Origin of the sequence: Candidatus Trichorickettsia mobilis (assembly GCF_963422225.1) — a bacterium.
Taxonomy (GTDB): Bacteria; Pseudomonadota; Alphaproteobacteria; order Rickettsiales; family Rickettsiaceae; genus Trichorickettsia; species Trichorickettsia mobilis_B.
In genome coordinates this window covers 418,416-430,998 of the sequence record NZ_OY728607.1, presented here as the reverse complement: position 1 = coordinate 430,998, position 12,583 = coordinate 418,416, and the positions used below count along the sequence as shown (strand labels likewise).

At 34.3% G+C, this 12,583-nt stretch carries 10 protein-coding genes; 6 read left to right on the top strand and 4 right to left on the bottom strand.

What is annotated here, in order from left to right; all coding sequences use genetic code 11:
- Nucleotides 1–111 precede the first annotated feature (111 nt).
- The 6 genes from R2I74_RS01920 to recJ all read left to right on the top strand — a co-directional run bounded on the left by R2I74_RS01920 (nucleotide 112) and on the right by recJ (nucleotide 7,301).
- Entirely contained in the window at nucleotides 112–855 is a 744-nt protein-coding gene (locus R2I74_RS01920; RefSeq protein WP_316353467.1) for a substrate-binding periplasmic protein, read from the top strand.
- Entirely contained in the window at nucleotides 843–1,487 is a 645-nt protein-coding gene (locus tag R2I74_RS01915; RefSeq protein ID WP_316353465.1) for an amino acid ABC transporter permease, read from the top strand. Before R2I74_RS01920 ends, R2I74_RS01915 begins: the two co-directional genes overlap by 13 nt.
- Nucleotides 1,474–2,133, top strand: a complete 660-nt coding sequence (locus R2I74_RS01910; RefSeq protein ID WP_316353463.1) for an amino acid ABC transporter ATP-binding protein — start codon at nucleotides 1,474–1,476, stop codon at nucleotides 2,131–2,133. Before R2I74_RS01915 ends, R2I74_RS01910 begins: the two co-directional genes overlap by 14 nt.
- A gap of 314 nt (nucleotides 2,134–2,447) precedes the next feature.
- Nucleotides 2,448–2,894, top strand: a complete 447-nt coding sequence (locus R2I74_RS01905; protein WP_316353461.1) for an HIT family protein — start codon at nucleotides 2,448–2,450, stop codon at nucleotides 2,892–2,894.
- A complete protein-coding gene (mutS, locus tag R2I74_RS01900; RefSeq protein WP_316353459.1) occupies nucleotides 2,881–5,544 on the top strand; it encodes a DNA mismatch repair protein MutS in 2,664 nt (887 codons plus the stop codon). Before R2I74_RS01905 ends, mutS begins: the two co-directional genes overlap by 14 nt.
- Nucleotides 5,545–5,549: 5 nt before the next feature.
- A complete protein-coding gene (gene recJ / locus R2I74_RS01895; protein ID WP_316353458.1) occupies nucleotides 5,550–7,301 on the top strand; it encodes a single-stranded-DNA-specific exonuclease RecJ in 1,752 nt (583 codons plus the stop codon).
- 189 nt (nucleotides 7,302–7,490) lie between these two features.
- Here recJ and R2I74_RS01890 read toward each other — a convergent pair whose 3' ends face one another.
- From R2I74_RS01890 to parE, 4 genes are all read right to left on the bottom strand, one after another.
- A complete protein-coding gene (locus tag R2I74_RS01890) occupies nucleotides 7,491–7,988 on the bottom strand; it encodes an RNA pyrophosphohydrolase (protein ID WP_394355845.1) in 498 nt (165 codons plus the stop codon).
- 5 nt (nucleotides 7,989–7,993) lie between these two features.
- On the bottom strand, nucleotides 7,994–8,920 hold the full coding sequence (locus tag R2I74_RS01885; protein WP_316353455.1) for a divergent polysaccharide deacetylase family protein: 927 nt from the start codon (nucleotides 8,918–8,920) through the stop codon (nucleotides 7,994–7,996).
- A 275-nt stretch (nucleotides 8,921–9,195) separates the two neighbouring features.
- Nucleotides 9,196–10,542, bottom strand: a complete 1,347-nt coding sequence (locus R2I74_RS01880; RefSeq protein WP_316353453.1) for a S41 family peptidase — start codon at nucleotides 10,540–10,542, stop codon at nucleotides 9,196–9,198.
- Between the two features lie 13 nt (nucleotides 10,543–10,555).
- Nucleotides 10,556–12,547: a DNA topoisomerase IV subunit B gene (parE, locus tag R2I74_RS01875; protein WP_316353451.1), complete on the bottom strand. Its 1,992-nt coding sequence runs from the start codon at nucleotides 12,545–12,547 to the stop codon at nucleotides 10,556–10,558.
- Nucleotides 12,548–12,583 lie beyond the last annotated feature (36 nt).

Sequence of the window (12,583 nt, the reverse complement as noted above, 5' to 3'; positions counted from 1 at the left end):
AATAAGTGAATATGTAATCATTATTATTGAAATAATATTCATAAATCATTGACAATGCAAGTTATAATTTGTATATTCATAAAGTGAATAAAATATGAATATAGGTAGATTATGAAAAAATACATTACCAGTTTACTAATTGTTTCAACGTTTTTCTTTGCAGGTTGCAATAATAAAGAATCCGCAAATATCCTTAAGTTTGGTACTTCTGCCGAATATCCACCATTTGAATATTATGACCATGGTGAAATCAAGGGTTTTGATATTGACTTGGCTAAATTAGTTGCTAAGGAATTAGGAAAAGAAGCAGTTTTTGAAAATATACAATTTAGCAGTATTTTACCGGCTCTTACGGGCGGGCAGATTGATATAGGAATTGCTACTATCACAATTACTGAAGAGCGTCAGCAAAATTTTGATTTTTCAGAAGCCTATTATACCGAGAATTTTGCTACCTTGTTTAAGGATGGGCAACCTATTACTGATCAATCACAATTATCAGGCAAGAAAGTTGCCTGCCAGTTTGGGTCAACCATGGAAATATGGTTAAAGGCTAATATCCTTAAAGCAGAAATAATAGCTGTGGATCATAATAATCAAGCTGTAGAAATGTTAAAAGCAGGTAATGCCGATGTTGTTTTAGTAAATGGCGTGCAGGGTGCTATATTTAGCAAAGAAAATCCCGGTTTATCTTATGCGGTTATTGCTGAATCAGGTGATGGCTACGGTATGGCTTTTAATAAAGGTTCGTCGTTAAAAGATAAAGTAAATCTTGCTCTTAAAGCTTTAAAGGCGAGGGGCGAAATTAAAAAACTGCAGGAAAAATGGGTGGAGAATATTGAATGGAAGAATTAATTCAGCATGTTTCGTTTATCGGTAGTGGAATTTTACTTACTTTACAGCTTTTAATTGGTGGTATTGTTATCGGATTATTATTCGGAACATTGCTGGCAATATTGCGATATAACAATATTGCTAATGCTGTCATCAATCGTTTTATTTCAATTATACGTGGTACGCCATTAATCTTGCAACTTAGTTTTGTGTATTTTTTGGCACCAATAATCATCGGAATTAAGTTAAACATTTTGGTAGCTGGCATATTAACTTTTGGATTAAATAGCTCTGCTTATATTACAGAAATTCTAAGATCAGGTATTGAAAGCTTATCAAAAGGACAATTTGAAGCAGCAAAGACTTTGCAAATTCCAAATTTTTATATGTGGAAAGATATAATCTTACCGCAAGTTACTAGAAATATCCTACCAGCAATGGTAAATGAAGTAATTGGGTTGCTTAAAGAAACAGCTTTAATTTCAACAATTGGCGGCATGGATCTGCTGCGTAGGGCTCAAGTAGTAGCAGCTGAGCAATTTACTTATTTTATACCGCTTTGTATAGCAGGCTGCTATTATTATGGCTTAGTTTTATTAATTGAATATATTAGTAAAAAACTTGAATTGAGATGGAATTATGCTAAGCATTAATAATGTTTGCAAGAGATATGGTACCAGTTTAGTCTTAAATAATATCAACTTGAACATAGAAACAAATAGTATTGTTGGTATTGCTGGACCCTCTGGTGGTGGAAAATCAACTTTACTTAGATGTATTCAAAAATTGGAAGAGTTGGATTCAGGGGAAATTATATTTACTGGTAAAAGTGGTTTTATGTTTCAAGATTTTCAGCTTTTTCCACATATGACTATATTGGAAAATTTGGTTTATGCACCAAATATTCATCACAGAGAATCGCTAGTGAATCATAATAATAATGCTATTAAGTTACTGCAGAATTTAGGTATAGTTGATAAAGCTGAGTGTTTTCCTCATCAATTATCTGGTGGACAAAAACAAAGAGTTGCACTGGCGCGGAGTTTAATGATGCAGCCTGAAATATTACTTTGTGATGAACCCACTTCTGGTTTAGATGTAGCGACAATCATCGATGTTGTGTCTTTATTAAGCTCTATACGTGATATGAAAGTAACCATGATCATCGCTTCGCATGATTTAGACTTTATTACCAGGATTGCCGACCGCGTGGTATTATTAAAAAACGCAACAGTAGCAACTGATGTCAGGTTACAAGATTTAGAAAATCCGATTCAATATCTAAAAGCTTTTTATTAATACAAGAGTATAATACGTCAAGTGCAGAAAAGGCGGAAGCGATCCAGGCGCCTCACGTTATTGCGATGCGTACACACTCCGTCATTGCGAGACTACAATAGTGCTCGAAGCAATCCAGTAAATATGTTGTTCATTTTCTGGATTGCTTCGACTTCGTCTCGCAATGACGATGGGGACTGAATTTCGCCTTCGGTGTGCTATGACAGGGTGTGTACACCTCGTAATGACTGAGGGTAGTATGATGAGTAGTGCTTTGTACAGGAATGACAATATGACGAGTATAATTTATTAAACATTCTCCATTTTGAGGTATAATGAATAATAATATATTTTATCTTGACCCACGGTTAAGTAATGATAGTTTTGAGCTGATAAATTTTGCATTAAGCAAAGTAATGCTGGTAAATAACTCTTTCTTTCCATGGGTTGTGTTAATACCTAGAAAAAATAATTTAAAAGAAATAATCGACTTAAATCAACAAGACAGAATAATCTTGATGGAAGAAATAAGTTTAGTTTCTCAAGTGATGATTGATGCGTTTGCTCCAGATAAGTTAAATGTAGCAGCTTTAGGCAATATAGTACCACAATTGCATATACATATTGTAGCAAGATATAGCCACGATCTTGCTTGGCCTCAGCCGGTTTTTGGTGGTGATAAGAAAGCTTATGATTCAGAGATGCGTCAAAATATAACTAATAAATTAGTAAAGCTCTTAGGCTCTGTGAAGGTAAATGGAAACCAACATGAATTTAGCTGAATTTCATCAAAAATATGGTTATGAACAATCGACCATTGTCATGCAACAATATCTAGATCTCAAATTTGCTCATTTTGATTATTTGCTATTATTTCAAATGGGTGATTTTTATGAATTATTTTTTGAAGACGCAATTCTAGCCAGTAAAATCCTTGGCATTACTTTAACTAGGCGTGGCAAAATTGGTGAAGATGCCATTGCCATGTGTGGTGTTCCGGTGCATGCATTGGAACATTATCTAAATAAATTACTTGAAGCAGAACAGAAAGTTGCGATTTGTCAGCAGCTTGAGACTCCAGAAATAGCTAGAAAAAGAGGAGGTTACAAGGCAATAGTTAGAAGAGAAGTAACGCGAATTATCACTCCAGGCACTATTACTGAGGATGTATTGGTAAGTACGGCGACGCCAAATTATTTAACCAGTGTAGTAACTATAAAAGATAAAGCTGCAATCTGCTATGTTGATCTGTCAACCTCCTTTATTGCTGTAGTCGAATTGCCGTTATCGGAAGTGGTTAATGAGTTGGCCAAGCTAGCTTCAAAAGAAATCTTATTAAGTGAAAGCTTAAGAGGAGGAACATTAGCTGAGGCAATTCATAGATTATTACAGCCAATTACTTTTCAGGTTAATAGTTTTTTTAGCACTAATAAAACCCTAAAAATCACTTTGGATTTTTATAATATATCGGACATCAGCGCTATTGGTGAAGTTTCAGAATTACAGATCAGTGCTATTGGTAGTATCCTTGAATATTTATCATTAACACAAAAACAACATTTAACTCAGTTGCCTTTCCCTAAAATTGTAAACTACCATCATTTCATGAATATCGATATTGCTGCTAGGCGTAACTTGGAATTAACGGTAAATCTTAGTGGCCATGTTAAAGGTAGTGTTTTAGGAGTGATTGATCATACTGTTACTAAAGCTGGTAGTCGTCTTTTATATCAATTTCTATCCGCTCCTTTAACTCAAATTACTGCTATCAATAATCGCTTAGCAATAGTTGATTTCTTTTATAATAATTTAGCAGTAACAGTGAAAATCAGGAGCTTATTTAAGAAAATTGATGATCTTGAACGTTGTTTGACGAGAGTAATCATGGGACGTAGTTTACCCAGAGATTTATTAGGTATAAAAAATACTATGGCTACAGCTCTGGAAATTAAAGCACTGTTTATCAGTAATTTTGGTATAAAATTAGCGGATAATATAGAACATTTAGCGGGGTCTTTATCTGGAGATACTGAATTATATGATCTAATCAGTCAATCGATACTGGACACTGCCCCAAATAGTTTAAGTGAAGGTGGCATTATTCGCCTTGAATATCATCCGCGAGTAGCAGAGTTATACACGCTAATTAATGATAGTAAAACTCATATTGATAGACTGAAAATAAAATATCAACAGGAAACCGGTATTGAAAATTTAAAAATATCGCATAATAACGTTATTGGCTTGTTTATTGAAATTACTGCACGTCATAGTAATAAAATTACTGATGAACAATTTATCCACCGGCAAACTACTGCTAATGCGGTGCGTTATACTACTATTGAGTTACAGAAACTGGAAAGTGATATAGTTAATGCGCGTAGTCTAGTGGTAGCTTTTGAACAGGAGTTATATGTTAAAATATGCCAGCAAGTTATTGATAAATCCACTATTTTGACTAAATTAGCCGAGAGCCTAAGCGCTCTTGATGTATTTTGTAATCTGGCTTATATTGCTGATGAATATAATTATACAAAACCTGGAATCGTTGATGATAGCAGTTTTGTGATAAATGCTGGTAGACATCCAGTAGTAGAAAGAAGTCAAAATATCAATAACAAATCATTTACCAATAATGATTGTGTTATTTCCGAACAGAATCGTATTCAGCTATTAACCGGACCAAATATGTCTGGTAAAAGCACCTTTTTAAGACAGAATGCGATTATCGCCATTCTAGCACAAATCGGAAGTTTTGTGCCAGCCAGTTTTGCAAAAATAGGCATAGTTGATAAGATTTTCAGTCGTATTGGTTCTGGCGATGATTTATTCAAAGGGCAGTCTACTTTTATGGTTGAGATGCTAGAAACTTCAGCAATTTTAGCGCAAGCTACCAGTAAGTCGTTGATTATCCTTGATGAGGTCGGGAGAGGCACTTCAACTTATGATGGTGTTGCCATTGCTTGGTCGGTGCTTGAGTATGTACATGATACTTTAAGATGTAGGTGCTTGTTTGCCAGTCATTATCACGAATTGATCAAACTAGATAAATTATTGCCTGGTTTGACTAACTATACTATGGCTATCGAAGAAACAGGCAATGAGATTTTATTTTTGCACCACATTATTCCAGGTTATGCTGATAAATCATATGGGGTACATGTGGCTCAGCTTGCGGGATTGCCACCAGCAGTAATATTAAGAGCTAATGAAATTTTACAGAAATTTGAAAATATTAGTGATAAACAAGAAAAAAAGATATTAAGTACTGAATCCAATAATTTAAGTTTATTTAATTTTAATAATAGTGCTCAAGAAATAAAAACTGTGAAATACAGTAAGATAATAGAAGAACTTGATAATATCAATCCAGATAATTTATCACCAAAAGAGGCGTTGGAAGTATTATATAAGCTAAGGAGCTTGATGTAATAATTATGACAAAATCAGTATGCGGTAAAATTTGGCAACAGAATCCATTAAACGAAAATTATATTCGGGATTTAAGCAATCAGTTAGTAATCAGTGATTTGCTAGCAAAATTATTGTCGTTTAGAACCAGTTCATTAATAGAAGCTTCAGAATTTTTATCGCCAAAAATCAGAGACTTATTACCAGATCCTCTACATTTACTAGATATGGAAAAAGCAGTTACTAGGACAATTACTGCAATCAAAAATCAGCAAAAAATCTGTATATTTGCTGATTATGATGTTGATGGTGCTACTTCTAGTGCTTTACTAAAATTATTTTTTCGAGATATTGGTGTAGCAGTTGATATCTATGTTCCGGACAGAATTCTGGAAGGGTATGGCCCAAATATGACAGCGATGCAGCGTATCCGTGATTCAGGTACTGAACTGGTGATTACTGTAGATTGTGGCACGGTAGCTTTTGAAGCAGTGGAGCATGCCAATAATATCGGGCTTGAGGTAATCGTAATCGATCATCATCTAAGTGTTGAGGGAATACCCGATGCTGTTGCGGTGGTTAATCCAAATCGTATTGATGAAACTAGTGATTATAAATATCTGGCAGCCGTTGGAGTGTCGTTTTTATTTATTATTGCATTAAGGACAAGGCTGGTAAATGATGGTTATTTTAAGGAGCAATTGCCGCCAAATTTAATGCAATATCTGGATTTGGTAGCGCTGGGGACAGTATGTGATGTTATGCCAATAATTGCTTTAAATCGAGCTTTTGTGGCTCAAGGGCTCAAAATAATGCTGCAGCGTCAGAATATCGGTCTTAAAACATTATGCGATAATACTAATATCACAGAAAAATTAAATTGTTATCATTTAGGTTTTGTTATTGGTCCACGAATTAATGCTGGTGGTAGAGTAGGGAAGGCTAGTCTTGGTGCAAATTTATTATCCACTAACATAGAGGCTGACGCCATAAAATTTGCCCAGGAATTGGAAGTATATAATAGTGAACGAAAGGCAATTGAGCTGCTGATACTTTCTGACGCAATCGCGAAAGCAGAGGCTCAAAGCAGTGAAAATATGTTGTTTATTGTTGGGGAAGGATGGCATGTCGGAGTTATTGGTATTATCGCAAGCCGGTTGAAAGATAGATTTAATAAGCCAACAGCGGTGATTGCATTAAATAATGGTGTGGGTAAGGCTTCGTGTCGTTCGATTAAAAACATTGATTTTGGTAGTAAAATTATTAATGCTAAGCATCAAGGCCTAATTGTAAATGGAGGAGGTCATGCGATGGCTGGAGGTTTTACAGTAATGCAAGAGCAATTAACCGCACTGCAACAATATTTTAACCAGGCGTGTCCGCTTGATGCGATGAGTTTTGATGAACAAAGTATAGTATATTATGATGCGGAGCTGACTAGCAAAAGCCTAACTACAGCATTTATGGAAGAAGTAAATCATCTGGAACCATTTGGTAATGGTAATCCTGAGCCAATATTTAGGTTTTCCAATCTCTTTGTCTTAAAAGCAAACATTGTTGGCACTAACCATATTAGTTGTTTATTAGCTCCTAATAAAGATAGTTATAATAATAAGCCGATCAGTGCTATTGCTTTTAATGCGATTAATAGTGCAATTGCTGATATTTTACTAAATGCAAAACCTTATACTTTATCTGTCATCGGCACACTAAAATTAAATAGCTGGCAACAAGTGACAAAAGTTCAATTACAGATAAAAGATATTATTATAGAGTGAGCGTTATTCACGATTTTTAGAAAAAATCGTCATTGCGAAGAGCTTTAGCTCTGAAGCAATCCAGAAAAACCAGCGCAAAGAACTGGATTGCTTCGCCAACGCCCTCGCAATGACTTTGGTTGTCAGCTTTGTAAGTCTTATATTGACGTTCAATTTTAAAAACTGTGAACAATGCTCACATTATAGAATCTATGCACCTAGTAATAATGAAGATAATACTTCAGAAAATTCATCAATGACGGCTTGATATAGTTTACGTTTAAAGGGAATAATGATTATTGGCAATTCTGCAAAACTAACCCAACGCCATTCACTAAATTCTGGATTATAGGCACTAATATTAATATCATGGTCAGATCCGGTGAATCTAATCAAAAACCAGCGTTGTTTCTGTCCACGAAAACTACCATTCCACAATTTTGGAATTAAAAATTTAGGCAAATCATAACTATACCAGTATTTACTTTCTGCTAGAATATAGCCTTTATCAGAACCAATTTCTTCAGCCATTTCTCGCATTGCCGCACTACTTGGAGTTTCTCCAAGGTCAATACCACCCTGAGGCATTTGCCATGCTTCAACTCTAGTATCAACACGTTTACCAACAAACACCATATTTTTGTTATTAATTATCATCATACCGACTCCTGGTCGATATGGTAAATTGCTGTAATTTTTTTGCGTTATATTATTCACAGATCTGACTCTTTGAATAATTCAGATACTGGCACTAATTCAATATTATGCTGCTTTAATGTTGGTAGCCAATCTTTTACTATATCTAGAGTAATAGCATAACCATGCACATATGCTATAGCAGTATTATCTGTTTTTGCTTGCTCTATTAATAAATCAAGCTTTTTCTTAATTTCTTCAGCTTCAGCTTCTTGGTCAATTATTATACTAGTTGGTATAATTTGTTTTTTACCTAAGATATATTTAGGTAAAACTGTATTTATATCTTTACCTACTATGAAAATAAGTTTCCTGACAATCAATTCCTCTAATATTAAGTCTATAAAATTATGGTTATCAATGAAATTTTCCTGATTTTTACTATAAACTCCATGATATCCACTACAAGTAGCTAGTATATTTTTTAACTTTTTAATATTTTCATCAGCAGTGAAATTAGCATTAAGTCCATGATTATTATAACGATCTGTTTCAAATGGGATATTCAGATATATTTCATGACCATCTTCTTTAGCTTTATATAATAAAGGTTTTAAGCTTGTGGTGTATGGTAAAAACCCTAAAGCGATTTGAGGTGGCATAGTTAAAGCAAGCTCCGTCAGTAATCTATTTAATCCAAGATTAGTAATAATTATTGCTATGCGGGGATGTTGAGTTCGGAGAATAAATTTATTTCTATCATCTATTTGTGCTTCCTTATGTTCAGTAGTGTGTTGTTCTGCACTAGGATTTAAAACAGATACACTATTTTTTGCCAACTTTTTTAAATCAAAAAATATGTATTGCTGAAGTTTAGTGGCTGTTGCCACTTGTTGTGGTTGAACAACAAATACTCCAAATATTAATAGTGCTAAAGTTACTCCGCCAAGCAAAATATTAATAATAATCAAATAATTTTTAATTCGTTTTTTATTGGCGTACATATTATATACTATGTGCTTTTAAGCTTGAGTTTAGAGTAGACGAAGTTAAATTTTAAGATCCACTCGAAAGCATCGAAGTCTGCAGCTTTAGTTTGTTGTGTAACAAAGATCTTCAAATACGACAACGTCAATTCTTAAAATTTAACGAATACCTGCAATACTTCAAGATTTGGTGCGTCAAACTTCGGGATTCGCATGTCCTCAAGTATAAGTAACGTGCAGCAAGTGCTTACCGCTCGTTTTCCTATCAACTTTTGAAGTCGAGGGTATATACATTACTTATTTTTGCTTAGAATTAATCCACGAATTAAATCATAAGCTCTAGCAAATTGGTAATCTTTTTGATATAGCTCTGACGGTTGATAGTTTTCAGCCTTTTCTATTTTTAATTCCGGTTTATCTTTATCTTTATCTTTTTTAAGTTTTTCCTTGTCCTTTTTTTGATCATCGTCTTTTAAGTCTTTATTATCATTTTTTAGATAATTTTTTAAAGAAGACTCAGAAAAACGTCTCTCTTCATTTTTTTGCCCAGGATACTCAACTTTTGCAGGCTCAATGATGATATCTGGTTCAATACCTTCAGCCTGGATCGAGCGACCTAAAGGTGTATAATATCTAGCGGTAGTGAGCTTGACTGCAGCTCTAGGGCTGACTTGTACAAAGGTTTGAACTGAACCTTTACCAAAAGATTTAGTACCAAGAATTATTGCTCGTTTATAATCCTGTAAAGCACCAGCAACAATTTCAGAAGCAGATGCTGATCCTGAATTAATTAAAATTACTATCGGAACATTTGGTGCTTTTGCAGTAAATTTACTAGCAGTAAGCACTGAATTATTAGCATCAGTACGACCTTTAGTACTTACAATCGCTCCTGATTCAATAAAATATTCACTAACAGCAATTGCTTGATCCAATAAGCCACCTGGATTGTTCCGTAAGTCAAGGATAATACCTTTAATACCACCAGCAGCAGTGCTACTGGCCTCAACGCTTTTAAAAGCTTTTTTTAGCTCTTGTATAGTGTGTTCATTAAATGTAACAATTCTTATATAAGCGACACCGCCTTCTTCTAAATGAGACTTGATTGGTTTTATTTTTACTATTTCTCTGGTTAATTCAATATCTTGTGGCTTAACTTCATCATTCTTAATGACAAATAACTTTACTTTAGTACCAGGCTCGCCTCGCATTTCTTTGACGGCTTTATTAAAACCAATAGTTGAAACTAATTCATCATTGACTCCAACTATATAATCTCCAGCTTTAATACCTGCTTTGTCAGCTGGCAAATCATCAATTGGCGAGATTACTTTGATTGCACCATTATCATACATTACTTCAACGCCAATACCGCCAAATTCACCTTTGGTCTGATTAATAAAATCTTCTAAATCTTCATCAGTATAATAGCCAGAATGAGGATCGAGAGAAGTTAACATCCCATTAATTGCAGAATCAGTCATTTTTTGTTTATCAGGATCTTGTACATAATCTTTATTGATGCGTTCAAAGATTTCTTGAAATTGCTTATAATAAAGCTGATTGGATGTTTGTTTATCCGCAAGTGCATATGTGCAAATAAGTAAAATAATATTAAAAGTGATTAGGCGTAAATACATATTTAACTACTTTTTAGATATCTAAATTATTTATAATATTTCCCATCTTGATTAGAGCCTGGTTTTGAATAAATTCAAAACGCTTTTCTGGTTTTTTGCCCATCAAATCATTTACTATAGTAAACGCTTCTTCCTGATTTTGTAAATTTACTCTAAACATTATCCTGCCTTCAGGATGCATAGTCGTTTCTTTTAATTGTGCTGGTGTCATTTCTCCTAGTCCCTTAAACCTACCAGTTTCAATTTTGCTTTTACTATTTTTCGATAATTTTTTTATTAAAATAGATTTCTGCTCTTCGTTTGCAGCGTAATAAGTTTTACTACCCTGTGTCAAGCGATAAAGTGGTGGTTGAGCAATATATAAATGTCCCATGGTGATTAATTTGGGCATTCTGAAATAAAAGAATGTCATCAGCAGTGAAGCAATATGGGCACCGTCAATATCAGCGTCAGTCATGATAATAATTTTTTCATATCGTAAATTTTCAATACGAAAATTCTTTAGCGATCCACAGGCAAGCGCTATTTCTAAATCTTGTATCTCTTGATTATTGGCAATTTTATCCATAGTTGAGTTGGCAATATTAAGTATTTTCCCACGTAGGGGTAATACTGCCTGGTTTTCACGATTCCTGGCTTGTTTAGCAGATCCACCAGCAGAATCGCCTTCAACAATAAATAATTCCGTACCTTGAGCTGTTTCTTTTATGCAATCCGCTAATTTACCAGGTAAGCGTAATTTTTGGATTACGGTTTTGCGAGCAATGTTTTTTTCATTCTTACGGTTAATTCGTAAATCAGCGGTATTTATAATAAATTCTAATAAGCTTGTTGCTGCTGCTTTATTACTACTGAGCCAATGATCAAAATGATCTTTGATAATATTTTCAATAATTTTACTAATAGAGGGTGAGACTAATTTTTCTTTAGTTTGTCCTTGAAATACTGGATCTTTAAAAAATACTGACATGATAATGCACGCAGAATCTAGAATATCCTCAATTATTATATGCTGAGCTTTTTTGTTTCCTACCATCTCCCCATATGTTTTCAAACCACGCAATAAAGCAGTTTTTATTCCTTGTTCGTGAGTTCCACCTAACGGGGTAAAAATAGTATTACAATATGATTTGATAAAACCAGTGTCATCATGCCAGGCAATAGCCCATTCAAGTTTTATGGACTCTTTATTGACACGGTGGATACCACTGAAAATATTACCAGCAATTATTTTATCCTGATCAATTTTGGAACTTAAATAATCTTTCAACCCTGCTGGAAAATGGATAATGGCTTTTGTTGGAGTTATGGAATCATTAATCAAAGCAGGATGGCATTCCCATTCTATTTCTACACCCTGATATAAATAGGCTTTTGATTTTGCCAGATCATATAATTTTTGCGGGCTAAAGCGTGCAGATGTTCCAAAAATCTCTTGGTCGGGACGAAAGGTAATAGCAGTGCCTTTCAATCGTTTTGGCGCATCTGCAGTTTGTAAGGTAGTTAAAGGATGGCCTTTGGCATAGGTTTGAGTAAAAGCAGTTCCTTGTTTATAAACCGTAACTTGTAGATGCTCAGATAATGCATTAACTACCGAAACACCCACTCCATGCAGTCCTCCAGCTGTTTGATAGACATTATCAGAAAATTTGCCACCAGAATGCAATGTAGTTAAAATTACCTCAAGTGCAGATTTATTACGAAATTTGGGATGGTTATCTACCGGAATTCCTCGACCATTATCAGTAACGGTAATGCTGTTATCATTATGTACAGTAATGCTAATCAGATTTGCAAAGCCGGCCACCGCTTCATCCATGGAGTTATCCAATACTTCGGAAACCAAATGGTGCATGGCAGTAATATCAGTACCCCCTATATACATACCTGGTCTTTTACGGACTGGTTCTAAACCTTCCAGGACTTCTATATCTTTTGCAGTATAAGAAGATTGCTCTTTATTTTTTAGTTTCTTTTGTTGATCAAAGTTGAATAAATCTGACATATAATTAAAAACTTGTTGAGTAGATGTTGGAGTTAT